This window comes from Thermococcus sp. AM4, from assembly GCF_000151205.2.
GTDB lineage: Archaea > Methanobacteriota_B > Thermococci > Thermococcales > Thermococcaceae > Thermococcus.
The window spans coordinates 1-25,302 of sequence record NC_016051.1; the positions used below are offsets into that span (position 1 = coordinate 1).

The window sequence follows — 25,302 nt, forward strand, 5'->3', positions numbered from 1 at the left end:
CCCCCGGCAACCTTTGCTTGCGCAAAGCTTGACCAAAATAGTTTAACTGTCCAGAAGGGCAGAGGGAAAGTTGCATGCGTTATTAAAAAGTCGAATGGATTCAGGTTTACTCTCATGATAGCGTGTGGAGGGAAGTTTTTAGTTTTAAACAGCGCCCGGAGGGCGCTAACGGGAGGAAAACACATTCAAAACTGGCAGGTTTGGAAGTAAACCCCCTGAGAACAAACTATTCAAAAGGCATGCCAACTTTGATGAAACTTTGCTTGGCAAAGTTTCTTAACGTGGGGCGAAGCCCCACTCCGGGGGTTTGAGAGTACAGAGAGATAAGGGGGCGGAGCCCCCCTTGTCTTTCGTATGGCGGGCCGGGCGGGATTTGAACCCGCGGCCACGGGGTTAAAAGCCCCGCGCTCTAACCAGGCTGAGCTACCGGCCCACCCGCGACTGATATTCCAGGAGCTTTTATAAGCTTTGCCCCATCATTTGAAGACCCTGACGTCCACTACGACGTGCCACACTCCCGGAGCGTAGCGTTTGATGATCAGCTCGTTCAGCTTTTCGACCTCAACCCCGTATTCTCGGGCGATCTCCCTGAATGTCTTAAACGGCTCCTCCGGCATTAGCCTCTCTGGGACCGTGTTGTGGTAGTGAATTACCGCCCCGCTCTTGGCTATGCTCAGAGCTTTGGGAATGAACTCGTGAGTTCTTACAACGTAGCCCATGATCACCCTATCCGCAACGTTCTCGCCGGGAAAATCCCTGTTGTCGATGTTGTATGCCGTCATCCGATCCCAAACGCCGTTGAGCTCTATGTTCTCCACGAGGAATTTGAACGTGTAGGGACTTTTCTCGATCGCAATAACCCTCGCACCCCCATGAACGGCCATGGGAAGACTCAAATGTCCAATCCCGGCGAACATGTCCACGACCATCTCACCAGGTCGAGCGACCTTTGCCATCCTAACGCGTTCTTTAACGTTCGCCGGCGAGAACATTATCCTCGCCACGTCGAGCTTGTATTTAACGCCGTTTTCCACGTGAACGGTTATCGTATCGCTTCCGTAGAGAATTTCGTAGTTCGTCTCCCGGAACTCCCCCGAAATCCGCCCTTTCCTGAGAACGGTTTTAACCCCAAGTACCTCGGCGTAGACTTCGGCTATTCTGTGCTTGTAGGGTTCAAGCTCCGTCCTGAGGGGAAGGATGAGAACGTCCCCTATCCTGACCCAGTGCTTTGGCAGGAGATCCATGAGCTCACCGGGAAGCTCCCTGCCCAGTATCTCGCGTATCCTTGGTTTTATTACCTGCGTCCCCCTCTTCATCGAGTTTAACTCCCCTATGCAGGTTATTATGCTTTTCTGTCGCTTCGTCAAAAAGCGATGAGAAAGCCTTAAAAAGGAAAAGGCCGGAGTTAGTGTGAGAACGTATCGACCGGAGGTCGATGAGGAATATGGATGAAGACCCCTCAGGCAGTAGTTGGTTTTCGAGACTGTTTGGTGGAAAAAAGGAGTTCCTTCTTGAGCAGGATCTCAGCAGCAGGGCGTACGAGGAATACCGCAGGCTTCTCATGAAAGCAAGACCCGAGGTTAATGGAAAAGAGCTCCGCCTTCAGCTCCCCAGCGGCGAGGTTGTTCTCTCCGAAGGAAAGCTGAGGATAAGGGCGCGCGACAAAAAAACCGCCGAGAAGATCCTGAGGAATCTCCACCACTACGAGCAGCCCCCGAGTCTCTGGCCGGCCTACGGGCTCAGCTACTCTCTGAAAAAACACGACAAACCAAGGGTTCAGACCTAAGGGGCTAAGGTTTTAAAATGCTTCCTCCATCCTATTTTGGATGACGACCCTTGCCCAGTCTGATCTGTGATGACGTCGGTATTAGCTGACAGCGGGCGGGGAGGTTGCGGGCCGATGAACCGCCCGACGGAGGGAAGGAAATGGACGGGGAGCTCATTGAGTTCTATGCAAGCGAGGCGTTGAGCTGTCCAAGGCGTATTTACTTCCGGCTGATGGGTTATCCCGAGAGGTGGCCCGAGTTTGTAAAGGTCAGGCTGAACCAGGGAGTAAACACGCACGGTGTCCTCGGGGAGATACTGAACAAGAGGTTCGGCTTTGAGCTGGAAAAGCACCTCGTCTTGAGATCGAGAAAGCTTGGGTTTGAAATCCACGGCAGAATAGACGCCTTTCGGGAGTTTCCAATCGAGATCAAGGGCAAAACGAGCCTCCCCCGGGTTCCCTACGAGTCTCACCTTGCTCAGCTCAACGTGTACCTCAGATGGGCTGAGGCCGAATACGGGTACCTCTACTACGTCAAACTCCACGAGAGGCCTTTAACGGTGATAAGCAAGCTTGACTTCTCCAATTTCCCAGTCATCAAGGGGCCCAACTTCAGGGCGTTTGAAATCCCGTACGATGAGAAGCTCTTCAAGGAGACTCTGCGCCATTTCTATAACGTCAAAAAGGCCTATGAGCGGGGTAAACCTCCCAAGGGGGAGTACTCTTACCTGTGCCGGTTCTGTCCATACAGGTATCTGTGCTATCCCGACGGAAACGGGTTTGAGAAGGATTGACTCGTCTCGGTTTTTGATCCCTGATCCGCCCGCTGGAGGGCAAAGCTTATAAAAGACATCCCTCTCTATGAGTTCGAGGGCCCGTAGCCTAGCAGGATAGGGCGCCGGCCTTCTAAGCCGGAGGTCGCGGGTTCGAATCCCGCCGGGCCCGCCATACCCTTCGAAAGTTCCTGAGGGTTCTCCCCTGGAACTTTAGAAGAATTAATCTCATTCTTTGAGGCCTTTAAGATAGGTTTTCTTGGAAGTTAGCCTTCTTTAACGCAAAGCCACTGACAGAACAGCACACGGAAGAATTCTGGTGCCCCGGCCGGGATTTGAACCCGGGGCGCGGGCTCGAAAGGCCCGCATGTTTGACCGGGCTACACCACCGGGGCTCGATATTAGGGAAGGGCGAGCGTTTAAAAATCTTTCGTCAGGTCTCGGCAAACCTTTTTAAACCTCCACCCGAGCCTCAAGCGATGGCCATGAAGACCCTCGCGGACGTTCTCAGGGATGCACTGAGGGAGAAGGGCATAGAGAGCATCGGAACCCTCTCGAAGCGTTTCCGAAAGTCTAAAAACAAGCTCCAGGACATTGCGATTGAGATAGTCCACGGCAAGGGTGCAATCTTCCGCGTTCCGGAGAAGACGGCAGTTGCGTGGGACCTGAACGGAAACCGCGTTGAGGGCTCTTACTACGCCTACGCCCCCCTCTGCATGGCAGATAAGTTCGAGATGGTTCTCTCCCCGGAGGAGCTCCGCTCGAAGCTTCCGGAGTGGCCCTACTTCATAATCGACCTCCAGCTCTGGGATAAGCACACTCAAAAGGAGAAGGGCAAGGTCTGCCTCCAGATTAACCAGAGCTACGGCCTTCTACGCGACTACTTCACCGGGAGAGAGCTGGCCGTGACGTGGGCCAACGAGGAGTTCCGAGAGATGTTCCACGGCCCCCTTGACAGGATTACCTCCTACGAGGGTCCGACTGCCGAGTTTTTAAAGGAGAAAGGAATAGATGAGGTCGTTCTCCTTGACCCCTGGGCGGACGAGGTTTTAAGCGAAAAAGACTTCGACGTTAAGGCCTTTGTAATCGGCGGAATCGTGGATACTGGTCATGATAAAAAGCTGACGCCGAAAATAGGCGAGGAGCTTGAAAGGACAGGGATAAGAGTTAGGCGGAGGAAGATAGTCCTCAGGGGCGACATCACAGGCGTTCCTGATAGAATAAACAGAATCCTCGGGATAATTCTCAAGATGATGGTGGAAGGAAAGTCAATGGACGAGGCCGTTTACGAGTTCCAGGAACCGCTTCACGCGCGCTGGAGGCTCAGAAAGGAGCTTCCTAAGAGGGCAACCCGCTACATGGTGGACGGAAAGACCTACCGCGTCGTCGAGAAGGAACTCTTCAACGAGTACTCGAAGTGGCTCAAAATCCGCTGGGAGGACTTTGTTAAAGTTCTTAGGGAGCTGGACCTGATAGCGCTTGAAAGGAAGAGGATTCACCACCTCAACAAGATTTCGAACGCGAGGATAATAAAGGGGAAGCTCTACCGCGTGATTCTGCTCAAAAAGGCCGCGATGTTATGCTACAATTGTTGAGATCACTTTATGTATCCCCTTTTGATTCCAATGATGAGCGTCAACATGATTACGATGATCTTGCTGAGAAAATGCGTTTTGTAGGAACTTCCGGCAGAAGGTTCATCACTGACGACTCCAAAGTGGAGGAGAATAACCAAAAATACAACCGCGACTGCAAAGAGCTTGGCTTTTCTAATCCACCATGGTTCGCCGACCTTTATTTTTCCCTCGAAAAGATCGTTGACGAAGTTTTCAAGGCCTTTCTCACTTGTTATTAGAACCTCCTCAACTCTTGCTTTTAACAGTTTAACAGTGGTATCCTTCAGGGTCTTTTTCTTTTCTTCGGGCGTACTCAGCTTGAGGTTGGGAATCACATAGAGGCTCTGACCTATTCTTAAAACGATGATTTCATCGTATTCTCTACACAAATTCATCAAAACCCTCTTCATTTCGTGGCGTTCGTACACTGGTAGGGGTTTTATCTTCATACCCTCAAGTTTGCCTGAGAGAGAAGGCCATTCCTCAGGCCTTTTCGCCTTTTCGATTAAATAAATGGAGCAGATTCCCATACCCACCCCCCAGGTATGGGGATCAACCCTCTTAAAAAATTAATTCTTCAGTAAAATTGGGAAATCAAAAAGAACTTCAGAAGAACACTATAACCGCGTCCCCAACGACGGCAGTCTCGACCTCTTCTCCTTCGCTGAACACCGCCTTTCTGATGACGACGTCGTCCTTGCCGAGCTCGACCTTTTCTCCATCGACCTCGAACTCGACCTTTCCGGTCTCCTTGAGGGCCTTCGCCACCTCATCGGCGTGCTCCTTGAGGTAGGCGGTAATCTTCGGCACGAGCTTGCCGTATCTCGGCCCAACGGTTCTGAAGTTGGGCTTTATCTCGGTTATGCGCTCCTCTAAAGCCGGCTCGCCCCTAATGACCTCAAGCCTCTCGATGTTCATCGTTCCGGCTATGTCCCTCTCGATGGTCTTGAGCTTCTCGTAGGAGTCTGTTGCGTAGATGGCCACGTGCTTGAGCTTGGCGTTGAGGGCGAGGCCGTGAGAGTTCTTGTAGCGCCTTATCGCGCCGACTATTTCCCTCGCCAGCTCGCCGAGCTTCTCGGCCTCTTCGTCAATTCTGTCCTCCCTGAACTTCGGCCAGTCGAGGAGGTGGACGCTTTTAGCGCCAATCTGCTCGCGGAAGAGGTTCTGGTAGAGCTCTTCGGTGATGTGCGGGACGAACGGCGCCATCAGGAGCATCAGGTTGTAGAGGAGCTCGTAGAGCGCCGTCTTAGCCTTCAGCTTGCTCTCCTCGTCGTCGCCGTAGAGACGGTACTTAATCATCTCGATGTAGTCATCCGCCACCTCGTGCCAGACGAAGGTTATCAGCTCGCGCGTGAGCAGGTTGAAGCGGTAGCGCTCCATCTCCTCGGTGGCGAACTTGATGAGCCTGTGGAGCCTGCTGAGAATCCAGCGGTCGAGCGGTTCGAGCTCCTCGGGCGCTTTGGCCGGGTCAAAGTCGGCCAAATGGCGCTCGGCGAAGCGGTAGATGTTCCAGACCTTCTGCAGGAAGCGGTAGTTGTAATCGACGGTCTCCCACTTGAAGGGATGGTCTTCTCCGGGCGGCGCTAAAGCAGTCCAGAGGCGGAGAGCGTCGGCGCCGTACTTCGGAATGACCTCGTCTGGGGCAACGACGTTGCCGTAGCTCTTGCTCATCTTCCTGCCGTCGGGCCCGGCAACCATTCCGTTGATGAGAACGTCGCGCCAGGGCTTCTGGCCGGTGAGCATGTAGGTCCTGAATATCGTGTAGAATGCCCACGTCCTTATGATGTCGGTTCCCTGGGGCCTGAGCGCGGTCGGGAAGTTGTGCTCGAACCAGCGCTTCGCTTCCTCGTTGCCCTTAATCGCGTCGTGCCACCTGCTTATTATCAGCGGGGTTATGCTTGAGTCGACCCAGCAGTCGAGGACGTCGGTGACGGGCTTCGGTTCGCTTCCGTCGGAGCACTTCCTCGGAGGCTTATCAAAGCGCGGGTCAACCGGAAGCTTATCCTCGTCAGGCAGTATTATCTCGCCGTTATCGCAGACCCAGAAGGGAATCGGCGTTCCAAAGACCCTCTGCCTGCTTATGACCCAGTCCCAGTCCATTGACTCGGCCCAGTCCTTGAGGCGGAGGAACATGTCCTCGGGATACCAGTTGATTTCCTTTGCGACCTTGACTATCTCGTCCGTGAAGTCCTTGACCTTTATGAACCACTGCTTCTTGGGCAACAGCTCAATCGGGGCCATACAGGAGCTTCTCTCGGTGTGTCTCAAAACTCTGTGCCTTATCTCCTCCTTCTTGTACAAGAGCCCCATCTTCTCAAGGTCTTCCGCAATCTTCTTCCTCGCTTCCTCGGTCTTGAGGCCCGCATAAGGCCCGGCGTTCTCGTTCATCGTTCCATCTTCGTTGATGGCTATGATGACAGGCAGGTTGTAACGCTTCTGCCAGACGACGTCCTGCTCGTCACCGTAGGTACAGTTGTAGACCGCTCCGGTTCCAAAGCTCGGGTCAACGTCCTCGTCAGCCAAGACCGGCACCTCGCGCTCGAATATTGGCAGTTTAACCTTCTTGCCGACGACGTCTTTGTAGCGCTCGTCCTCGGGATGGACGAAAACTGCCACACAGGCGGGCATGAGCTCGGGCCTCGTCGTCGCTATCGGAACGTAACCGGAACCGTCAGCGAGCGGGAGCTTGATGTAGTAGAGGAAGCCGTCCTCCTCGACGTAGCCGACCTCAGCCTTGGCAAGGCTCGTCCTACAGCGCGGGCACCAGTAAACGGGGTGCTCGGCCTGGTAGAGGAGGCCCTTCTTGTAGAACTCGATGAGGGACTTCTGGACGGCTGCCTTGTACCAGTCGTCCATCGTGTGGTATTCCAGGTCCCAGTCGGCCGAGTAGCCTATCCTGATGAACTGGTTGCGCATGGCCTCGATGGCCTGCCAGGTCCACTCAACGCACTTCTGGAGGAACTTCTCGGGCTGGTCCTTGCTTATTCCGAACTCCTTCTCGACCTTCAGCTCGGTCGGAAGCCCGTGGTTGTCGAAGCCCTGCGGGAAGAGCACGTTGTAGCCGGTCATTCTCTTATAGCGCGCGATGATGTCAATCCACGTGTGGCTGAGCACGTGACCGAGGTGGAGCGTTCCGCTCGTGAACGGGGGCGGAGTGTCAATCGCGTAGCTCGGCCTCTTCTCGTCGAGCTCGTACTTGTAGATTTTCTCATCGAGCCAGAACTTCTGCCACTTGGGCTCAATCTCGTTCGGGTCGTAGTTCTTCGGGAGCATCCTATCACCTTCCACCGGGTTTTTCCGGGATGTTACACCCTTCGCAGGGGGCGCTTAAAAAGGTTAATCCCCAGATTGGCAGGGCCGAAAGGGCCCCGGTCAGGCCGGCCACGAGGTAGGCCGTGCCGAGTCCGGACTTTCCGGCGAGCAGGCCTACCGCGACGTTTGCAATCGCCGTGAACCCGCTTCCTAAGGTGCTCAGCGTCGAGCTGACCGTCGAGCGGACTTCCGAGGGAATGAGGTCGTTCCTGAGGACTGCCATCAGCGGTCCCCTCGCCCCGAGGGTAACCTCTACCGCGAAGAGGAGAGCCACGCTCTCCCAGAGGCCGGGGGTGAGGCCGAGGAGGGCAACCTCAACGCCGAGCAGGGCAGACGTCAGGGCGACTGTTTTCGGGGACGGTTCGAGTTTCCTCGCAAGCAACGCACCGAGGGAAGTCGAGAGCAACATCGTCGCGAAGAGAGGTCCAAGGGCTTCGTCCGGCAGTCCCCGGCCCTTCAGCAGGAGCATCCAGAACGTGAAGAACGCCCTGCCCGTGAAGCTCAGCAGGAACGAAGAGAGGAGGAGCAGGTGCAGTCTCCTGTCTCCAAGGACCACATGCAGGCCCCTGCGCAGTATTCCAGAGTAGCCGAGTTCCGCCTTACCCCTGTTGTCTGGCAGAAGGATGACCGCCATAACGCCGGAAGCCATCGCGAGAAGCCCCGCGATGACCACCGGGGCGTTCGGAGCGAATCCAGCGAGTGCACCGCCGAGGAAGCCACCAACAAACCTGACCGGCCCGGAGAGGGCCTTCAGCCTGCTCAGGACGTCCTTTACCCGCTTTCTATCTCCAAGGGCATCGTAGAGCCAGGGGACCATCGTTCCGCTGACGAGGGCGCTTCCGAGGCCGGAAAGGGACGCGCCAGCGAGAACGCTCCAGAGCCCTCCTGAGAGGCCCACCACGACCAGTCCGAGGCCGAAGAGGGAGCTTCCTAGGGAGTAGACCCTGACCCTGCCGTACCTGTCCGCGAGACCGCCGGTCGGGAAGTCCGTGAGAAGCTGGGCAATCTCTGAAACGCTCTGAGCTAATCCAATCTCAGAAAAGCTCAGGCCAACCGACTTAAGCCAGAGGCTCAGGTAAGGCCCAAGAACCGCTGAGCTCAACGAGCCCACTAAAGCCGTCGCCGTGTAGCGCCATTTCAGACCACGCTCCCGTCTTTCCGTGGACGATAGGCATCACCCGTGCACTGAAATGGGGAGGGGTTTAAAAAGGTTTTTCACTTTCGGGCAAGGTAGCATCGAGCTCCTTTGCAAGCATGGTGATAAGATCCTCTTTGCCCATGAGGCTGGATAGCTCTCCATTCCCGTCCCTTAGCTTCTCTATTATCATCCCAACTGTATTTGCCGCCACACTCTCCACCTCTTCTTTCTTTACCCCAATGACGGAGCCCGTTTTAACGTTCACAAAAACAAGCTCACTACCCTTCTTGAACACAAACACCGTTCCCGGCCACTCTGCCCCAAACCAGAGCACGAGGTAGTCGGAAACCTTCTCATCGCCAACTAACGACATTGCCCTTTCAACGATGTCATTATACGGCGTCATGTCAACCTCACATCCGACTTCTATTCCCTTAGCGAGCTTCAGGAGATTTATCAGGGCTCCGGCAAAAGCTAAGGGTTCGACGAGCCCGCTGAATATTTCCCTTCCACAGCTCACAACGGTGTAGACCAGCGGGAGCCTTTCTCTCCTGCAGTTAACCTCTCCAAGCCATTCGACCTTGATTTCAAACTTTTCCTCAGCAGGAAGCAGGCCCTCCCTCCTCGCCAGCTCCTCTGCAATTTCAAGCTCCCTCATTAATTCCTCATCCGGAAACGCCTCAAGGGAAGAACGAAGGAAGCTCAGGGCAGATGAAACGAACTCTCCACGGGGGATTTCCACAGTTTCAATATCTTTTCCCTCCTCCCAGTATATCTCAAGCCTGAGGAGGTCGTCCACAATTTTAAAGCGGACGTGGGATAGAGGTTCATAAGTGCCGAACTTCAGGACAATGCTATTGTCATGACAATACTTACCGGGGAATAACAAAACGTCACACCGTCCACTTCTTAGATACAGCTCCTTAACGCCCCTGCATGAACCGGCTGCAAAGGCCGTTGCTTCAATAACATCCTTAACTGCGTCCCTGGTAAAGCATTGGCCCAGGAGTATGGTCCTGTCTCCGTATTTAATAGCGATGGTTAGTGTGTCCTCCGAAATTTCCCCACGGAGAGTCTCTTCCAAACCGAAGAAAATAAAGGAGAAAGACAACACGGCTCACCTCCCTAACCACTCTAAGTACGCAGTAATAATTTCATATTGACCTATGCATCATTTCACCGCCACCAGCCAGTACCTTCTGTCGTTGGGCCTCGGCTCGTGAAGGTTTCCGTAAATTTTAACCCGCCTGAAGTGCCTCTCAGCTAAAAGCCTCATCTCCCTCGGCGTGTAAATGTTGAGTTCATCGTCCACCATGAACGCTTTAATGCTCCCGTTGGGCTTCACTATCTGCACGAGTCTCTTAAATCGGAGCTTCTGGAAAGCCGGCTCCACCTCACGCCAGTCGGTTATGACCAGCCTTTCTTCGCCCCTTCTCTCATCCCATACTATTGGACCGTCCCTTCCGCCGTAGTACCAGCACGGGAAGTCCGCTATGAAGATTCCCCCGGGCCTTAGGGCACGAGCTATGGCTTCAAATAACCTGTGGAGGAGGGACTCGTCAAAGTACATGATGGACGAGAAGAAGGTCGTTACCGCGTCGAACTCCTCCTCGAAGTCGAGCTCAAGCGCGTTTCCCCGGATAAACTCGATGCTGAGCCCTTCCCTTTCGGCCTTTCTTCTCGCAACTGCCAAGCATCTCCTCGTGGAGGTCGAGGCCCATAACTTCGTAACCGTGCCTCGCGAGTTCGAGCGTAGGAATCCCGGTTCCGCAGGCCAGGTCGAGGATTTTCTCTACTTCCCTTTTGGCCTCTTTCCGGAACAGCTCCTCCACGAAGTCAATCTCCTTACCAACCCGCTCGGCCCTTCGCCTGTAAATCGCGTCGTAGTACTCGGCCAGAACGGTGTAGAGCTCGTGCATGGCACCACCAGAAAAGTTTCAGCGTTTCCCAATAAAAAGCCTGTCTTGAAATTGACGGAAAACAAAAAGAGGGGAAAGGCTCACTTTCTCCTCCTGAGGAGGAGCGGGATTATTGCGAGGCCGACTATGGCGGCCGGACCGCAGAAGCCCTTGCCACCACCGGTAGTGGTCGTGGTAGTGGTAGTCGTTGTGGTGGTTGTGGTCGTCTGGAGCGGGGTGAGTTTGTAGTTGAGCTTGAGCTCCTTCCCTGCCTCAACGGTTATCTCGTGGGTCTCCTCCTTGTAGCCGTCCTTCTTGATGACAATAGTGTGCTTGCCGACGGTCAGGACGTACTGCTCAAGCGGTGTGGTTCCAACTTTCTTGCCGTCAATGTAGACTTCAGCACCGCTCGGGTCGGTGGTTATGGTCACCATTCCGGTCTGCGGGGAGAGCTCAACGTTGAAGGTGAGCTCCTTGCCCTCCTGTATTGACACGTTGAAGACCTCGTCCTTGTAGCCAGGCATCTTGACTATGACCTGGTGGAGACCGATCGGGAGGACGTAGTGCTCGAGCGGGGTTGTTCCGACCTTCTGACCGTCGATGTAGACCTCGGCACCGGTGGGGGTGCTGTTGATGGTTATCATTCCCGTCTTTGGAGAGAGCTCGACGTGGAAGGTCAGCAGCTTTCCGGCCTGTATTGACACGTTGAAGACCTCGTCCTTGTAGCCAGGCATCTTGACTATGACCTGGTGCAGGCCGACGGGCAGGGTGTAGTTCTCGAGCGGGGTCTTGCCGACCTCTTTACCGTCGATGATCACCGTGGCGTTAGTGGGTTTGCTTGTTATGGTGAGCTTACCGGTGAGCACCTTGAGCGTGGCGTTCACGAGGGTAACTTCCTTGGGCTTGACAGTAACGGTCTCCTTGTACTCGTGGTAGTTGTGCATGCTCACGGTTACGTTGTGCTCTCCAGCCGGGACGAGGTAGTACTTGAGGGGTGTGGTTCCGACGCTCTTGCCGTCAACGCTGACGTCGGCCCCGCTCGGGGTTGAAATGACCGTGAGGAAGCCGTAGTTCTCTGAGACGGGTATCATGTCAACGGTGGCAAGCTTCTTGTCCTTGGCATCGTAACTGCTCAGCTGCTCCTCCTGGGTTGGGTGGAACCAGCTTGGGACGAGGAGGTCCATGACGCGCGGGGCAACGCCAGCTATAATAGCGTCAGCGTCACCACCACCAATCCTCCACTGGGAAGCGTTAACCTGAACATCACGCCACTCGTCAACGCCGTAACCGTCCTGGCTGCCAACGAGGACTGCGTAGAAGGTGTCCGGGGTTATGTTGAGGTACTCCCTCGGGACCTTGACGATAACGGTGTTGGTGGAAAGGTCGGCACTGGCCTCAATATCGACGGTGCTCATGTTCGGGAGGACGAGCTTTGACGTCCAGCCGGTTACCCTGAATGCGACGTCCCAGGGCCTGTTGAACTGCACGTTCGCTCCCGGCCCGTTGTCGGCCAGTTTGATGGCTGAGGTGTTGCCTCCGTCCTTGAAGTCGAAGTAGGCTTCGATTATCTGCAGGCTGAAGCCGTTCGGTCCGTTCCACGGGTTGCCTCCGAGGTTCTTGAAGTGGAAGTAGAAGACGTAGTCGTTTGGAGTCTCGTAAACGTCCATTCCGGTTATGTCGAAGAGTCCGGTCTTGTTGAAGACGGGGTCGGTCGGATAGGTGTAGGTTCCCGGACCGTGGTCGTCACCAACGGGATCTGAAACGCTGAGAACAGGCGCTATCGCCTTCAGCGAGTTGAACTCCGCGGTGGTGTTCACGAACTCGGCACTGGTTTCAACGACGCTTGACTCAACGGGGCTGAGGATCAGGTGGGCTTTGCTTACGCTAACGTTGGCGTCCTCAACGGTTACCTCGACCGGGGCGGCGAGTCCGCATGCGGGTATGGTGAGATCGCCCGCGGGAACGGCCATGGCGAGGGCGTTGTCGTTCATTACACCCGCGAGGAAGACCTTACCGCCAATGGTCACTCCGTTGAAAGCTCCGGTGCCGTAGGTGACGGCCTTTATGACGTTTCCGTCCTCATCGAGCTTCATAACGAGGGCCTTTCCGTCCATCTCGCCCGCGGCAATGATGTAGTCACCGTCCTTGTAGAGGGCCCTTATCTGAACGCCCTTGTAGAGCTTCTCCCACTTGAGGTTTCCGAAGTAGTCAAACTTGATGAGCATGCTCCCATCGCCGGTTACGGCGGCGGTGATGGTTCCCTTTGTTGCAGGGACTATTGCAACGGCCTTTCCGCTGGTCTCGATGACGTTCTGCCAGTAGGTCCTGCTCCCGTCTCCCTTGAACTTGACGACGAGAGGAGCACCGTTGAGCCAGCCAACGGCGTAGTAGTACTTGTAGTCCTTGAGAACGTTGGTGAAGCCGTAGCTTCCCTCTCCCTTGAGGACGGCCTCCCAGTTAACGCTTCCGTTCTCGTCGAAGGTGACTATCCACGGGAATCCGTTGTAGGTTCCAACGAACGCGTCTCCAGAAACCGCGACCGCCTTCTGGTCTCCATCGCCGCCGATGGCCTTCTGCCACACCACGTTTCCGTCCTTGTCGAACTTAACGATCCAGGCATCGTTCTGTGCGATATCGGCTCCGTTGGCCCAGCCAACGGCTATGTACCCATCTCCAGCCGCTTCAATATCACTGAAGCCGTAGTTTCCACTCGCAGCCTTCTGCCAGGCTATGCTTCCATCGTCGTTGACCTTGACTATCCAGGCGCTGGAGTGGTCAACACCGGCCCCGTTGAGCCAGCCGATGAAGGCCAGGCCCGAATCAGAGTAAGCCAGTGAAAGTGCTTCGCTCCTCTCGGCCGTGTACGTGGCGGCCCAGAAGAAGCCCGTTGATCCGGAGGCGCTGACGAATCCGGTATTCGCTCCGAACCCTATAATACCTCCAAGCAGCAGAAGCATCAGCGGAAGCGCTTGTAATTTCCTGCGCCAAATCTCTTTAAATCCCTTCTTGGATTTCACGACACTTCACCTCCCCTGAGGGGTTCAGTTCTCTTTAAGGGCGTTTGTGCTTTTAACTCTATTGCCCATGGCCAGCTGGGCCGGACTAAGGTTTGGGGACGACCTAAATAAAATTAACGTTCTTCGGAAAATTTTGACGTTCCGGAGGAAGTTATAGCCGAACCGCAATCCCTTAAAACCCTCTCGCGGTAATTCCTCAGGTGAATGAAATGGAGATAGGCGTTGTGGGAAAGCCAAACGTCGGAAAGTCAACGTTCTTCTCAGCGGCGACGCTCGTTGACGTTGATATAGCGAACTACCCCTTCACCACCATCGATGCCAACGTCGGCGTGAGCTATGCCATAGCGGAGCACCCCTGCAAAGAGCTCGGCTGTAAGCCGAACCCCCAGAACTACGAGTACCGCGATGGGAAGGCCCTGATTCCGATAAAGATGATTGACGTCGCCGGTCTCGTGCCAGGAGCTCATGAGGGGCGCGGTCTGGGCAACAAGTTCCTCGACGACCTGAGAATGGCCTCTGCCTTAATCCACGTCATAGACGCCACCGGAAAGACCGACGCCGAGGGTCAGCCGACGGATTACCACGACCCAGTTGAGGACATCGAGTTCCTTGAGAGGGAGATAGACTACTGGATTTACGGAATCCTCAAGAAGGGCTGGGAGAAGTTTGCGAAGAGGATTAAACTCCAGCACATGAAATTAGAGCAGGCAATAGCCGACCACCTCTCCGGAATTGGTGTAACCGAGGAGGACGTCTGGGAGGCTATCCACAAGGTGGGCCTTCCGGGCGACCCCACCAAGTGGAGCGACGAGGATTTGCTCGCCTTCGTCCGCGAGCTGAGAAAAATCAACAAGCCGATAATAATAGCCGCGAACAAGGCCGATGCCGCCACAGACGAGCAAATCAAGAGGCTCATCGAGGAGGGAAAGAAGAGGGGCTACATCGTCGTCCCCACTTCAGCGGCAGCGGAGCTGACCCTCAGGAAGGCGGCAAAGGCGGGCTTCATCGAGTACATTCCGGGCTCGAGCGACTTCAAAATCGTCAAGAAGATGAACCCCAAGCAGGAGAAGGCCCTTCAGCTGATCAAGGAGAAAGTCCTCGACCGCTTCGGCTCGACCGGCGTTCAGGAGGTCATAAATCGGGCCGTCTTCGAGCTGCTCAATCTCATCCCGGTTTACCCTGTTCAGGACGAGAACAAGCTCACCGACCAGTTCGGCAACGTCCTGCCCCACGTCTACCTGCTCCCGAAGGGCTCGACGCCGAGGGATTTGGCGTATAAGGTCCACACCGACCTTGGAAGGACTTTCCTCTACGCGGTGAACGCCAGAACGAAGAGGCGCGTCGGGGAGGACTACGAGCTTCAGTTCAACGACATAATCAAGATAGTCGCGACGGCCAAGTGACCTCCAAACCTTTATAAATTTCCCTTTTCTATGCCCCTCGGCGAGAGAATAGGGGTGATGCTCATGTCTCACAAGTCAGCGGAAATGTACGAGCTCAAGAAGAAGGTTGAGGAACTCAAGAGCTATCGAGGTCGAGCGACCGAACTCGTGAGCCTCTACATCCCGGCGGGCTACGACATCAACAAGGTCATGCAGCAGCTTCGCGAGGAGTACGGAACGGCCCAGAACATCAAGAGCAAGTCCACTCGAAAGAACGTTTTAGGAGCGCTTGAAAGGGCGATGCAACACCTCAAGCTCTACCGCAAAACTCCGGAGAACGGCCTTGCCCTGTTCGTTGGTAACGTCAGCGAGCAGGAGGGAGTCAGCGACATAAGGCTCTGGGCTATAGTCCCGCCGGAACCGCTCAAAGTCCGCCTCTACCGCTGTGACCAGACCTTCGTCACCGAACCGCTTGAGGAGATGCTCCGCGTTAAAGATGCGTACGGCCTCATAACCGTCGAGAAGAACGAGGCAACGATAGGCCTCCTCAGGGGCAAGAGGATTGAGGTGATAGACGAGCTCACCTCGAACGTCCCGGGAAAGACGAGGGCCGGTGGTCAGTCGGCGAGGCGTTACGAGAGGATTCGTGAGCAGGAGACGCACGAGTTCATGAAGCGCATCGGAGAGCACGCCAATCAGGCATTCCTCCCGCTCCTTGAGAAAGGTGAGCTGAGGGGAATCATCATAGGCGGTCCCGGACCGACCAAGGAGGAGTTCGTTGAAGGTGATTACCTCCACCACGAGCTGAGGAAGAAGATTATCGGTGTCGTCGACATAAGCTACCACGGCGAGTACGGCCTGAGGGAGCTCGTTGAGAAGGCCAGCGATATACTCAGAGACCATGAGGCGGTCAAGGAGAGGAAGCTTATCCAGGACTTCTTCAAGCACCTCGTCAAGGACACGGGGATGATAACCTACGGTGAGAAGGAAGTTAGAAACGCCCTCGAACTCGGCGCCGTGGACACGCTCCTCATCAGCGAGGGCTACGACAAGGTCCGCGTCAAGGCCAAGTGCAACAACTGTGGCTGGAGCGAGGAGAAAACGATGAGCGAGCAGGAGTTCCACGTCTACAAGAAGAAGCTGACCCACTGCCCGAAGTGTGGTAGTCAGAACATAACCTTCGAGAAGTGGGACGTCGCGGAGGAGCTCATAAAGATGGCGGAGGAAGCCGGCTCGAACGTGGAGATAATCTCCCTCGATACCGAGGAGGGCCAGCAGTTCTATACGGCTTTCGGCGGGCTTGGAGCGTTCCTGAGGTACAAGATTCATTGAGCTACCTGCGGGCTTCTTTTTTACACCTTCATTATATATCGCTGTTGTTTGTCTCGTTTGTCTCAGCAACATTTAAGTATCGGTACCGATACTTAGTATCGGGGGCGATACCTATGCTGTTTGACCCGAGGCCGAAGAGCAGGAGGGAGGAGATTTTCGACAGGGAGAAGGAGCTGAACTCGCTGATTAAAGGGGTTGAGGAGTATCCAATAACGGTTCTCATCGGAATCCGGAGGGTGGGGAAGAGTTCCCTCCTGAGGGTGACTCTTAATGAATTTGACGGTCTCGGCCTTTACCTCGACGCGAGGAGACTCTATGCATCCGGTGGAGGGATGATAAGCCCCGCCGTTCTTGTGGATGAGATTAGAAAGATACTCCTTGGAAAGGGCAGGTTTGGTTTTCTGAGCGGGATAAAGCTTGAGAGCGTTAATTTGGCCGGGATAAGACTCAAACCTAAGGAGACAACGATAATAGATGTCTTTGAACTCCTGAACGGCCTCGGGGAGAAGTTCGGGAGGGTCGTCTTGGCTTTCGATGAGGCCCAGTATCTTCGATTCTACGGACCGAGGGGTGGAAAAGACCTCTTAGCGGGGATAGCCTACGCCTACGACTCCCTGCCAAACCTCGGGTTCGTGTTTACCGGCTCAGAGGTCGGCCTCCTCCACGATTTCATAGGTATAGACGACTACTCAAGTCCGCTCTTCGGCAGGGTCTACGAAGAAGTTGAAGTTAAGCCATTTCCGAGGGAACTCTCAGAGGCTTTCCTGCGGGAAGGATTTGAAGAAGTCGGCTTAAGAGTTCGGGAAGAAGAAATAAAGAGAGCTGTCGATGAGCTCGACGGCATTCCGGGCTGGCTCGTGGAGTTTGGGTTTAACTACTGGAAGAGCGGAAGTTTCGAGAGGGCCATGGAGAGAACCGTTGAGAGGGCCCGGGCAATGATACGGGAAGAGCTCCTTGAACTCGAAAAGCGCTCTCCAAGGTACTCCCTAATCCTCAGGGCGATAGCAATGGGCCTCTCACGCTGGAGGGAGGTTAAGGACTACGTGGAAGCAAAAAGCGGGCCGGTAACGAACGCGAGACTATCTGCGCTCCTGAAGAACCTTGAGAAAATGGGCTGGGTGAGGAAAGAAAACGGGGAGTACAGGATAATAGACCCCCTAGTGGAAAAAATATTGAAGGGCTAATCACATCTTCTCCGGCGCCTCTATGCCGAGTAACTCCAGCCCGTTCCTGAGCACCTGCTTCACAGCTAAAACGAGGAGCAGGCGCTCCTCTTTTACGCCCTCCTCGGCCTTGAGCACCGGGTGGTCCATGTAGAACTTGTTGAAGAGTGAAGCCAGCTCGTTGAGGTAGGCCGGAACCAGGTGGGGCTTGATGTCCCTGCCCGCGCTCTCTATTACCTCCGGGAACTTCGCGAGGAGCTTGATGAGCTCCTTTTCGCGGAGGGTGAGCTTTGAAAAGTCAGCCTTCTCAAGGAGAGCCTTCCAGTCGGTCTCGACTCCGCTCTCCCCGGCCTTCCTCAGGATTGACGCACAGCGGGCGTGGGCGTACTGTATGTAAGGCGCGCTCTCCCCCTCAAAGTTAAGCACATCCTCCCAGCGGAAGGTTATGACCTTGTCAGGGCTGTACTTGACGAGGTTGAAGCGAACCGCGCCGACTCCAACGGCTTCGGCTATCCTATCCTTCTCCTCCTCGCTCAGGTTCGGGTTCTTCCCCTCAACCAGTTCCCTCGCCCTCTGAACGGCCTCGTTGAGAACCTCGTCAACGGTGAAGCCGACCCAGGTTCCCTTTCTGCCCGAGAACTTGCCCTCTGGCCTAACGACGTGCTCGTAAGCTAAGTGGTGGAAGTTCTCCGCGCTTTCCTCGAAGCCGAGGAGCTGGAGGGCGTACTTAATCGCCATCTGGGGGTGCCTCTGCTCCGCTCCGATGACGTTTATCACGATGTCCCCCCTGCCGAACCTGCCGGGCATCTTCTCTCCGTCAGGGGCGGTGGTCCAGGTCTCATGGCTCTCCGTTTTGTCCCAGAGCTTGTAGAGCATGTCAGCCTTTACCTTGCCGAACTTCCAGAGGTGATAGGCTATGTCCTTGCCGGTGTAGGTTGCCGTTCCATCGCTCCTTTTGAGAACGAGGAAGGGGTTCTTCATCTCCGGGAAGAGCTTCCTGAGGTCCATTACAAACGCTCCCTTGTACTTGCCCTCTTTCCCCCAGAAGAAGTTCTCGTTGGACTCGATTAGTTGGTAGGCCTCCTCGAAGATTCCGCTCCGCATTATGTCGCTCTCCCAGCTGAGCAGGTCGTAGGCGATGCCCATTCTGTAGGTCGTGAGCATCTGAGCTTTAACGACGCGCTCCGCCAATTTTCTTCCGATTTCGGCTATCTCGTTGTTTCCCTCTTCGAGTTTCTTCATAAGCTCACGAACCTCTTTATCCACCTCTGGGTTCTCCTCGATGCGCTTGTTGACCTCGACGTAGAGCAGACCCATGACGTGGTCTATGAAGTCCTCCTTCAGGCCCTTCTCCCTCAGCTCTGCCTCAATCCTCTCGAACTCCTCCTTCATGTTGAGGTAGCCCCAGAGAACCTGCGCGAACTGCACTCCGAGGTCGTCGATGTAGTTCTGGACTTCAACCTTGTAACCGAGCCTGCGCATAATCCTCGCCATCGTGTCGCCGAGAACCGCGTTCCTCGCGTGCCCCATGTGGAGCGGTTTGGTCGGATTGACTGAGGTGTGCTCGACGATGACCTTTTTGTCCCTTCCGATTTCGCTCTCACCGTAGGCTTCGCCTTTGCCGAGGATTTCCCCAACCAGCTCGCGCCCGAAGTAGGAGTAGTCAACGTAGAAGTTAATGTAGCCGTTAACCGCCTTAACCTCGACTATGCCCTCGGGCTTCTCGATGCGCTCGACGAGCTCCTCCGCTATGAGCTTCGGGGCCTTCCTGAAGACCCTTGCGAGCTGAAACGCTATGGCCGTTCCGAAGTCGCCGAGCTCGAGGCTTGGCGTGTCATCAAAGGTTATCTCGCCGTCCCACTCCTTTCCGGCCTCGGTGAGCATCTCGTCGAGTGCCTTCTTCAGAGAAAGCCTCGCCCTCTCCTGTATCTCCTTATAGACCATCTTCACCACCGCCGGCACTACTACCTAACCTTTAAAAAGTTCTCCCGCGAGTTTACAACGGGGATGGGTATGAAGCACCACGTCGGTGAGCACAAGGCCAAGAAGGGTCTCATTAGGATTGAGTTCGACGAGGAGAACGGGATAGCCGAGCACGTTAAGATTACGGGGGACTTCTTCGTTCACCCGGAGGAGACCGTCCACGAGCTCGAGAAGAAGCTTGAAGGGCACCGCCTTGACGAGCTCGAGCACCTGATTGACGAGTTCTTTGCTATGCGCCTTGACGTTGAGATGCCCTACGTGAACGTCGAGGACTTCAAGATTGCCCTTAAGAAGGCACTGGAGGGGTGAGGGTGAGGCTCTCGCTGGGAGAGAGGGCCAAGGAGCTGGTCATAAATCAGCTCATTCGACTGGCGATCGGGTTCGTGGTGAGCGCCTTTCTGGGCGTTCTTGTTGCTGTCGTTTTTCCCAAAACCGCTACGAACCTCTTCGTTGATATCGGGAAGTCTATAGCCGGTAAAGTTGGAGATCGGGAGGGTTTTGGCGCTTTCCTGTCGATATACGTCAACAACCTCACCGTCGCAACCTCCGCGTACGCCCTCGGTATATTCTTCGGCATCGTGCCCTGGATCATCGTTCTGATAAACGGGTTCATCCTCGGCCTCGTTTTGGCAGTCGTCGTATCAATGGGTCTCATCAGTCCGGTAACGGCGATGCTAGCCGTGCTCCCCCATGGGATACTCGAAATTCCCGCGATACTGCTGGCAGCGGCGGCTGGAATTCTGGTTTACAGGGGAACTTTGAAAAGGGAGGGCCTTGATGTTGTTTACGACTCGCTGAAGCTCTACGCCCTCTCCGCCGTCCTGCTCCTCGTGGCGGCGTTCATAGAGGCGTTCATAACGCCCAGGGTCGCCGGACTCTAAACCTCTATGGTGAGGGTGGCGTGAGGATTGGATTCCAGCAAGAAAACGGAAAGACGAGGACGGGAACTCAGGATCCCTTAGGGTGTAGGGTTTTTGCCCACCCTTCAATTTCCTTCCCGATTTTCTCTGCAAGGGCGCTCCAGCATTTCTCCTCGGAGGTACCTGCCGTTCTAACCTTCAGCTCCTTCCAGTAAACCACCTCCAGGGAGTAGGGCCCGACCTCTCCCATCTGCGCTCTTTTGAACAGCTCCTCCGCTAAGCGCTCCAGATCGTGGTCGCTTGAGGAGTAGTCACCCGCCATACTGAAATAGTAGCTGTCCAGATCGGGGTTGGAGTTCATGTATAGTAAGACGGTTGCGTGGCACTCTTCGTAGAGAACCATGCTCTTTCTGCCATAGGAAGGAATGAAGATGACGACCACGGGCCCCTCAGGCTCTGGCAATTGAACCCCCGGGATGTAAAGGTTGAGGGCCTCTCCCCGGAACTCTGCTTTGAGACCCCTTGATTCTAGCGTTCCGTTCACCTCGCTGAGGATGGTGTGGGAGAACTCATCGAGTGTCCCCTCGTCCATACCTGCCGAGAGCGTTACAACGGGTATGAACACCGAAACGTTGCCATCGACCGTTACATTTTCGTAGTGTTTAAAAACGACCTTGGAGTCCTCGGAGACGTTAACAGTCACATGTACCGCGGCAAAAACGAGGGAAACGACCAAACCGAGGAGGATCAGGGTTTTCGGCTTCATGGTATCCCCCGGATTCAGGAGCTTTTAAGGAAGTTATCGAGCTGGGCCGCTATCTCTTCCGCTATCATTTTGTAGGGATCCCCGTCTTTGAGTTTTCCTACCTTGGCCTTCAGGTTCCACCAGTAGGCTACGGAAACCGTCTGGTTGAGAATGTGCTCTTTGTTAAGCCTCCTAACGCTCGAAAACTTCAACTCAAGGGCGAGCTTTTCGAGTGTATCCGCTGTTTCCTCAGGGACATTCCGCTTCATCATGATATCGACGAAAGTTTTGGCGTCGCCGGGGTAGGAGTAGTAGAGGATTCCCGAAACGCCGCACTCACGGGAGAGGAGGTCATCTCTTGAAAAGGCGTGGGGCAGGTAAACTACAACGACCCTGCCCTTCAGGTCGTAGTCCTCTATTGAGCCGTTGACGTAAACCGGCTTTAGGTTGTGGGCGCGGATCACGTTGGTGAGGGCCTCTCTAATGGCCTTCTTAAGCCGAACGTTTGGGGCGACGATTTCAATGTAGACCGTTTGCGGATCCTCCGGAGCGCTCCTCCATCCGGATTTGTTGAGGATTAGAGAACCACCGTACTGGGATTCCCCAGAGAACTCGGAAACAACGGTCGATTCACTGGCGACTGCCACGGCGAGGATGGAGAGGACTATCAGGATTGAGATGCCTATGGCAAGGATTACGCGTTTCATACGCCCTCACCGGGAATAGTCGAAAAAATTACTTTAAAAAGTTTTTCAGACTTCCCTTCCGATGTAAATCCCGTGCCTCGTCCTCACTATCCGCACCCTTATCCTGTCGCCGACCTGAGCCTTCGTTCCAACGACCTCGATGAGCCTGTTCCTGGCTTTTGCGAGCATTTCACCTTCAATCCTTCCAGGGAGGACGACCTCCGCCTTGACGACTTCTCCGGGCCGGAAAGCGAGGGGAATGAACTCCCGCTTTTCCATGCCGAAGTGGCTCGGCTTCAGGACGAGGGGCCTCATCCCGGTTTTCTCCTCCAGTCCTCTCAGCCAGGCGTAGAACTCCTTGAAGGGGACGGTCTTGGCTATGACGGGGTTCCTGCCGAACTTGTAGGGGACGTAGTTCTGGAAGCCGAGGGCAGGCCAGCGCTTTCCGGCACCGATTTTTCTGGCGAACTCTATGAAGGCCTCCGCCTCGTCGTCGTTGATCCCGAAGATTATGACCGGGGCGATGAGGACGTCTATTCCAGCATTCACAAGAGCCTCGGCCATCTCCAGAACGTGCTCCAGATCATAGCTCTTCATTCCCATTAGCATCTTCGCCTTTTCAGGGTCGAGGGAGTGGATTGACAGGTTCACCCTGTCGAGGCCCGCCTCGGCTAGCTCTTCAACGAGCTTGTCAGTTAAAAGCGTCCCGTTGCTCTGCATGGAGATTACTGAAACGTTCGGGTGCTCCCGCAACGCCTGAACGAGCTCGACGCGGAAGGGGTAGATAAGAGGTTCCCCTTGACCGTCGAGATGGGCCTCCAATCCCTTTCCCTTTATCCTCGCGACCTCGTCGAACCACTTCATCAGGTAGTCGATATCGACGACGTAGTCGAGCTTTCTGGTTCGCGAATACGGCCCCTCATCAACGGAGCAGAAGATGCAGCTCAGGTTACAGCCGCTCACGCCCCTTATCTGGATGAGGTTCGTTCCCCGGTCTATTAGGCCAAAGGCGTTGTAGCCGAGGAGCGGGACATCAAGCCCTTCATGGATGTAGAGGACCTTTCTCTTCGTGTAGCGGTTCCTCAGCAGGGCTCCGAGGTTGTTCTGGATGTAGAGCGCTATGAAGCCTTCAACCTTCTCGTAGTCGGTGTCTATGATCAGCGCGCCTTCTCTGGCAGTTATTTGGGGCGAGACGCGGTACTTCTTCCGAATGACCCGTTCAAGCTCTCGCTTTGGGAAGTCGGCGTAGAGGGTCTCGCGCCAGATCAGCCTTACGCTATCACCGAGATCCTCAAAGCGTGAGTTCGGCAGGCGGAGCTCTATCATGGCCCTTGTTCGGGGACGGGGACTTAAAAAGCAAACGATGGATGAAAAATCCATCACTGTCACCGCTGGATGCATGTGAGCATGGAAACATTTTAATATCAGTGATGCAAAACGGTTAGTGATGAACTACTATGGGTGATGAGTATGTGGGGAAAGATCGAGCACTACTTTGACGAGTACCCCGTGAGGAAGCTCATAGCGAAGACGCTCCTTAAGTATGGCCTCAGGGTTTCGGACGACCTCAAGATAAAGGCCGGTGACATCGAGGTGCCCTACACGAAGATAGCCAAGGCCCTCGACGTCGACAGGAGAGTCGTCAAGGAGACCGTCAGCATGATACTCAAGATCCCTGACTTGAGGGAGATCTACACGAACCTTGAGCCAACGGTCCATATGAAGCACGTTAGCAGGCACGTTGGCTACGGTGTCATCGAGATCGAACCCGAGCCGAGGGCCGTGGGGATACTCGCCAAGATAGCACAGAAAATAGCGGACAGGGGGATAAACATCGTCCAGGTCGTTGCGGAGGATCCAGAGCTCTATCCCGAGGCGACGCTCACGATAATCACGGAGAAACCGATTCCGGGCGATCTCATCAACGAGCTCTCCAAACTTGAGGGAGTGAAGAGGATTTCGATATACTGAGCTCCCGTTCTTTTCTTCCAGCCCTTGGTTTAACCATGGAGCCTGAAGAACCCTCCGATGCATTAAAGGACAAATTTGCTTCCTCCAATCAAACCAAAAGTTTCAAACCTTTGTTCTCCTCAAGCAAGGTTTATAAGCAATTGTTTTCAACCCTCGGTAGCTCACGGTTAAACTTCCACCACCTCTGGAGGGTTGATAAATGGAAGAAGCGGGCAAAATAAGCAGGTACCTGTACACAGTGATCGTCCTGTTCTTGATATGGCTGTTCCTAACGGCAAGCACGGATCCACAGGAACTTGCGATGGGATTGGTGTTTTCCCTGCTGATAGGGGCCTTCACGTATCCGATCTTCACGACCAGAGGCCTGGCAAACCTCCATCCCCGAAGGGTCGCCTACGCGATAGCGTACGTACCCTACTTCCTGTGGGCCATGATCATGGCCAACCTCGACGTGGCTTACAGGGTTCTCCATCCGGCAAGGCCGATAAGGCCGGGCATAGTCCACTGTAAGACCGTCCTGAAGACGAACCCCGGCAAGCTCGCCCTGGCCAACTCGATAACCCTCACGCCGGGAACCATAACCCTCGACGTCGACGGTGAAAACTACTTCATCCACTGGATCTGGGTTCCTGATGAGGTTCTCCACGCGGAGAGCGATGAGGAGCACGTTGAGAGGGCCTCCTCCAGCATAACGGCCCCCTTTGAAAAGTTCCTGAGGGTGATCTTCGGATGATAGGGATAAACGTCTATCTCGCACTCATAGCGATTGCAACGCTCCTGAGCATGTACAGGGTCTTCAGAGGGCCAACGACCGTGGACAGGCTCGTGGCGGTTGATATAATGACCACCATAACCACGGGCCTGATGGTGCTATTCGCCCTCTACTACAAGCGCATGATCTTCCTGGACGTGGCTCTGGTTTACGCAGTTCTGGCGTTTGGAGGCGTTATAGCCTTCGCGCGCTACATGGAGGGAGGCCTATGAACGCTCTCGCAATCATCGGTGAGATCCTGGTCCTCATAGGAACGTTCTTCTACTTCCTCTCGGCGCTCGGTCTGATCAGGATGCCCGACGTTTACAACAGGATGCAGACCTCGACGAAGAGCGCGACCCTCGGAAGCCTCGGCGTCATGATAGGCGTTGGCCTCTGGGCCCTCGGAAGCAGCTTCGGAAGCGTTGCCTGGCTCACCAAGACGATAGTCATCGCGGTTTTCCTGCTCCTCACCAACCCGATAAGCGCCCACGCGCTCATAAGGGCCGCCTACAAGAGCGGAATTCCCCTCTGGCACGGCAGCGTCGTTGACAAGTACCACGAGTACATAGCGAGCAAGACCGGGGCCGAGAATGCTGAAGAGACTGCTGAGGAGGTGAGCGAATGAACTGTATCACCTGCGTTGAGTACATAATCGTCGCCCTCATGATCCTTTCGGCGGTTCTCGCGGTCGAGTGGCGCGACCTCTTAGCGGCAGCCGTTGGAATGGCCGCGGTTAGCCTCTTCGCGTCGATCCTGTTCTTCATGCTCCAGGCCCCGGACGTGGCAATGACCGAGGCTGCCATAGGCGCTGCCCTCAGCGGTGCCGTGTTCATCTTCGCAATCAAGAGAACCCAGCGCTTTGAAACCGAGGATGAGGAGAAGCCCGGCTGGTGGGTGAGGTGGTGAA

23 protein-coding genes, 3 tRNA genes and 1 pseudogene are annotated in these 25,302 nt (G+C 55.0%); 14 read left to right on the top strand and 13 right to left on the bottom strand.

Annotated elements, in window-relative coordinates; translation table 11 throughout:
- Positions 1-355: 355 nt before the first annotated feature.
- Positions 356-433: transfer RNA gene (locus TAM4_RS00010), tRNA-Lys, on the bottom strand.
- Between the two features lie 43 nt (positions 434-476).
- Entirely contained in the window at positions 477-1,316 is an 840-nt protein-coding gene (locus TAM4_RS00015) for a class I SAM-dependent methyltransferase family protein (RefSeq protein ID WP_014121182.1), read from the bottom strand.
- 128 nt (positions 1,317-1,444) lie between these two features.
- On the opposite strand from TAM4_RS00015, the gene TAM4_RS00020 reads away from it, so the two are divergent.
- The 3 genes from TAM4_RS00020 to TAM4_RS00030 all read left to right on the top strand — a co-directional run bounded on the left by TAM4_RS00020 (position 1,445) and on the right by TAM4_RS00030 (position 2,713).
- The gene (locus tag TAM4_RS00020; RefSeq protein WP_014121183.1) at positions 1,445-1,786 is read left to right on the top strand and encodes a hypothetical protein; all 342 of its coding nucleotides are present in this window, start codon (positions 1,445-1,447) and stop codon (positions 1,784-1,786) included.
- 140 nt (positions 1,787-1,926) lie between these two features.
- Positions 1,927-2,559, top strand: a complete 633-nt coding sequence (gene cas4 / locus TAM4_RS00025; protein WP_014121184.1) for a CRISPR-associated protein Cas4 — start codon at positions 1,927-1,929, stop codon at positions 2,557-2,559.
- A gap of 77 nt (positions 2,560-2,636) precedes the next feature.
- A tRNA-Arg gene (locus TAM4_RS00030) sits at positions 2,637-2,713 on the top strand.
- 142 nt (positions 2,714-2,855) lie between these two features.
- On the opposite strand, the gene TAM4_RS00035 is transcribed toward TAM4_RS00030, so the two are convergent.
- A tRNA-Glu gene (locus tag TAM4_RS00035) sits at positions 2,856-2,933 on the bottom strand.
- A 90-nt stretch (positions 2,934-3,023) separates the two neighbouring features.
- Here TAM4_RS00035 and trm10 point away from each other — a divergent pair.
- On the top strand, positions 3,024-4,133 hold the full coding sequence (trm10, locus tag TAM4_RS00040; RefSeq protein ID WP_048149483.1) for a tRNA (guanine(9)-/adenine(9)-N1)-methyltransferase: 1,110 nt from the start codon (positions 3,024-3,026) through the stop codon (positions 4,131-4,133).
- Between the two features lie 2 nt (positions 4,134-4,135).
- On the opposite strand, the gene TAM4_RS00045 is transcribed toward trm10, so the two are convergent.
- From TAM4_RS00045 to TAM4_RS00070, 6 genes and pseudogenes are all read right to left on the bottom strand, one after another.
- Positions 4,136-4,684, bottom strand: coding sequence for a hypothetical protein (locus TAM4_RS00045; RefSeq protein ID WP_048149497.1), 549 nt, complete (start codon positions 4,682-4,684; stop codon positions 4,136-4,138).
- A 76-nt stretch (positions 4,685-4,760) separates the two neighbouring features.
- The gene (locus TAM4_RS00050) at positions 4,761-7,427 is read right to left on the bottom strand and encodes a valine--tRNA ligase (protein ID WP_014121187.1); all 2,667 of its coding nucleotides are present in this window, start codon (positions 7,425-7,427) and stop codon (positions 4,761-4,763) included.
- A 4-nt stretch (positions 7,428-7,431) separates the two neighbouring features.
- Positions 7,432-8,577 (bottom strand): MFS transporter, encoded by a 1,146-nt coding sequence (locus TAM4_RS00055; RefSeq protein ID WP_237702099.1) that lies wholly within the window; start codon positions 8,575-8,577, stop codon positions 7,432-7,434.
- 91 nt (positions 8,578-8,668) lie between these two features.
- Positions 8,669-9,715, bottom strand: a complete 1,047-nt coding sequence (locus TAM4_RS00060; RefSeq protein ID WP_048149502.1) for a hypothetical protein — start codon at positions 9,713-9,715, stop codon at positions 8,669-8,671.
- A gap of 60 nt (positions 9,716-9,775) precedes the next feature.
- Positions 9,776-10,523 (bottom strand): annotated as a pseudogene (locus TAM4_RS00065) (class I SAM-dependent methyltransferase).
- An 80-nt stretch (positions 10,524-10,603) separates the two neighbouring features.
- Positions 10,604-13,459, bottom strand: a complete 2,856-nt coding sequence (locus TAM4_RS00070; RefSeq protein ID WP_237702100.1) for a PEGA domain-containing protein — start codon at positions 13,457-13,459, stop codon at positions 10,604-10,606.
- A 269-nt stretch (positions 13,460-13,728) separates the two neighbouring features.
- On the opposite strand from TAM4_RS00070, the gene TAM4_RS00075 reads away from it, so the two are divergent.
- From TAM4_RS00075 to TAM4_RS00085, 3 genes are all read left to right on the top strand, one after another.
- A complete protein-coding gene (locus tag TAM4_RS00075) occupies positions 13,729-14,922 on the top strand; it encodes a redox-regulated ATPase YchF (protein WP_014121191.1) in 1,194 nt (397 codons plus the stop codon).
- Positions 14,923-14,985: 63 nt separating this feature from the next.
- A complete protein-coding gene (gene prf1, locus TAM4_RS00080; protein WP_048149507.1) occupies positions 14,986-16,233 on the top strand; it encodes a peptide chain release factor aRF-1 in 1,248 nt (415 codons plus the stop codon).
- Positions 16,234-16,346: 113 nt separating this feature from the next.
- The gene (locus tag TAM4_RS00085; protein ID WP_014121193.1) at positions 16,347-17,417 is read left to right on the top strand and encodes an ATP-binding protein; all 1,071 of its coding nucleotides are present in this window, start codon (positions 16,347-16,349) and stop codon (positions 17,415-17,417) included.
- Here the strand turns inward: TAM4_RS00085 and TAM4_RS00090 are convergent, their stop codons facing one another.
- On the bottom strand, positions 17,418-19,340 hold the full coding sequence (locus TAM4_RS00090; RefSeq protein ID WP_014121194.1) for an arginine--tRNA ligase: 1,923 nt from the start codon (positions 19,338-19,340) through the stop codon (positions 17,418-17,420).
- Positions 19,341-19,409: 69 nt separating this feature from the next.
- Here TAM4_RS00090 and TAM4_RS00095 point away from each other — a divergent pair, with 69 nt between their 5' ends.
- Complete coding sequence (locus TAM4_RS00095) at positions 19,410-19,688, top strand: lipoate protein ligase C-terminal domain-containing protein (protein WP_014121195.1); 279 nt, start codon at positions 19,410-19,412, stop codon at positions 19,686-19,688.
- 2 nt (positions 19,689-19,690) lie between these two features.
- On the top strand, positions 19,691-20,260 hold the full coding sequence (locus tag TAM4_RS00100; RefSeq protein ID WP_014121196.1) for a stage II sporulation protein M: 570 nt from the start codon (positions 19,691-19,693) through the stop codon (positions 20,258-20,260).
- Between the two features lie 67 nt (positions 20,261-20,327).
- On the opposite strand, the gene TAM4_RS00105 is transcribed toward TAM4_RS00100, so the two are convergent.
- Genes TAM4_RS00105 through TAM4_RS00115 form a run of 3 tightly spaced genes read right to left on the bottom strand, consistent with a single transcriptional unit; the run spans position 20,328 to position 22,996 of the window.
- Positions 20,328-21,005, bottom strand: a complete 678-nt coding sequence (locus TAM4_RS00105; RefSeq protein ID WP_014121197.1) for a hypothetical protein — start codon at positions 21,003-21,005, stop codon at positions 20,328-20,330.
- A 14-nt stretch (positions 21,006-21,019) separates the two neighbouring features.
- Positions 21,020-21,691, bottom strand: a complete 672-nt coding sequence (locus tag TAM4_RS00110; RefSeq protein ID WP_014121198.1) for a hypothetical protein — start codon at positions 21,689-21,691, stop codon at positions 21,020-21,022.
- A 45-nt stretch (positions 21,692-21,736) separates the two neighbouring features.
- Positions 21,737-22,996, bottom strand: a complete 1,260-nt coding sequence (locus TAM4_RS00115; protein ID WP_014121199.1) for a radical SAM protein — start codon at positions 22,994-22,996, stop codon at positions 21,737-21,739.
- 144 nt (positions 22,997-23,140) lie between these two features.
- Between TAM4_RS00115 and TAM4_RS00120 the strand changes: the two genes are divergently transcribed.
- From TAM4_RS00120 to TAM4_RS00140, 5 genes are all read left to right on the top strand, one after another.
- On the top strand, positions 23,141-23,641 hold the full coding sequence (locus TAM4_RS00120; protein WP_014121200.1) for an ACT domain-containing protein: 501 nt from the start codon (positions 23,141-23,143) through the stop codon (positions 23,639-23,641).
- Positions 23,642-23,840: 199 nt separating this feature from the next.
- Positions 23,841-24,374 carry a Na+/H+ antiporter subunit E gene (locus TAM4_RS00125; RefSeq protein WP_014121201.1) on the top strand — a complete coding sequence of 178 codons (534 nt, stop codon included), beginning with the start codon at positions 23,841-23,843 and terminating at the stop codon, positions 24,372-24,374.
- Positions 24,371-24,625 (top strand): monovalent cation/H+ antiporter complex subunit F, encoded by a 255-nt coding sequence (locus TAM4_RS00130; RefSeq protein ID WP_014121202.1) that lies wholly within the window; start codon positions 24,371-24,373, stop codon positions 24,623-24,625. Before TAM4_RS00125 ends, TAM4_RS00130 begins: the two co-directional genes overlap by 4 nt.
- Positions 24,622-25,020 (top strand): monovalent cation/H(+) antiporter subunit G, encoded by a 399-nt coding sequence (gene mnhG / locus TAM4_RS00135; RefSeq protein ID WP_014121203.1) that lies wholly within the window; start codon positions 24,622-24,624, stop codon positions 25,018-25,020. Before TAM4_RS00130 ends, mnhG begins: the two co-directional genes overlap by 4 nt.
- Complete coding sequence (locus TAM4_RS00140; RefSeq protein ID WP_014121204.1) at positions 25,017-25,301, top strand: DUF4040 domain-containing protein; 285 nt, start codon at positions 25,017-25,019, stop codon at positions 25,299-25,301. Before mnhG ends, TAM4_RS00140 begins: the two co-directional genes overlap by 4 nt.
- The last annotated feature ends 1 nt before the right edge of the window (position 25,302 follow it).

What these genes read in the sequence shown, in the direction of transcription:
- TAM4_RS00015 (WP_014121182.1), bottom strand. Translation starts at nt 1,316, where the DNA reads ATGAAGAGGGGGACGCAGGTAATAAAACCAAGGATACGCGAGATACTG.
- TAM4_RS00020 (WP_014121183.1), top strand. Translation starts at nt 1,445, where the DNA reads ATGGATGAAGACCCCTCAGGCAGTAGTTGGTTTTCGAGACTGTTTGGT.
- cas4 (WP_014121184.1), top strand. Translation starts at nt 1,927, where the DNA reads ATGGACGGGGAGCTCATTGAGTTCTATGCAAGCGAGGCGTTGAGCTGT.
- trm10 (WP_048149483.1), top strand. Translation starts at nt 3,024, where the DNA reads ATGAAGACCCTCGCGGACGTTCTCAGGGATGCACTGAGGGAGAAGGGC.
- TAM4_RS00045 (WP_048149497.1), bottom strand. Translation starts at nt 4,684, where the DNA reads ATGGGAATCTGCTCCATTTATTTAATCGAAAAGGCGAAAAGGCCTGAG.
- TAM4_RS00050 (WP_014121187.1), bottom strand. Translation starts at nt 7,427, where the DNA reads ATGCTCCCGAAGAACTACGACCCGAACGAGATTGAGCCCAAGTGGCAG.
- TAM4_RS00070 (WP_237702100.1), bottom strand. Translation starts at nt 13,459, where the DNA reads ATGCTTCTGCTGCTTGGAGGTATTATAGGGTTCGGAGCGAATACCGGA.
- TAM4_RS00075 (WP_014121191.1), top strand. Translation starts at nt 13,729, where the DNA reads ATGGAGATAGGCGTTGTGGGAAAGCCAAACGTCGGAAAGTCAACGTTC.
- prf1 (WP_048149507.1), top strand. Translation starts at nt 14,986, where the DNA reads ATGTCTCACAAGTCAGCGGAAATGTACGAGCTCAAGAAGAAGGTTGAG.
- TAM4_RS00085 (WP_014121193.1), top strand. Translation starts at nt 16,347, where the DNA reads ATGCTGTTTGACCCGAGGCCGAAGAGCAGGAGGGAGGAGATTTTCGAC.
- TAM4_RS00090 (WP_014121194.1), bottom strand. Translation starts at nt 19,340, where the DNA reads ATGGTCTATAAGGAGATACAGGAGAGGGCGAGGCTTTCTCTGAAGAAG.
- TAM4_RS00095 (WP_014121195.1), top strand. Translation starts at nt 19,410, where the DNA reads ATGAAGCACCACGTCGGTGAGCACAAGGCCAAGAAGGGTCTCATTAGG.
- TAM4_RS00105 (WP_014121197.1), bottom strand. Translation starts at nt 21,005, where the DNA reads ATGAAGCCGAAAACCCTGATCCTCCTCGGTTTGGTCGTTTCCCTCGTT.
- TAM4_RS00110 (WP_014121198.1), bottom strand. Translation starts at nt 21,691, where the DNA reads ATGAAACGCGTAATCCTTGCCATAGGCATCTCAATCCTGATAGTCCTC.
- TAM4_RS00115 (WP_014121199.1), bottom strand. Translation starts at nt 22,996, where the DNA reads ATGATAGAGCTCCGCCTGCCGAACTCACGCTTTGAGGATCTCGGTGAT.
- TAM4_RS00120 (WP_014121200.1), top strand. Translation starts at nt 23,141, where the DNA reads ATGTGGGGAAAGATCGAGCACTACTTTGACGAGTACCCCGTGAGGAAG.
- TAM4_RS00125 (WP_014121201.1), top strand. Translation starts at nt 23,841, where the DNA reads ATGGAAGAAGCGGGCAAAATAAGCAGGTACCTGTACACAGTGATCGTC.
- TAM4_RS00130 (WP_014121202.1), top strand. Translation starts at nt 24,371, where the DNA reads ATGATAGGGATAAACGTCTATCTCGCACTCATAGCGATTGCAACGCTC.
- mnhG (WP_014121203.1), top strand. Translation starts at nt 24,622, where the DNA reads ATGAACGCTCTCGCAATCATCGGTGAGATCCTGGTCCTCATAGGAACG.
- TAM4_RS00140 (WP_014121204.1), top strand. Translation starts at nt 25,017, where the DNA reads ATGAACTGTATCACCTGCGTTGAGTACATAATCGTCGCCCTCATGATC.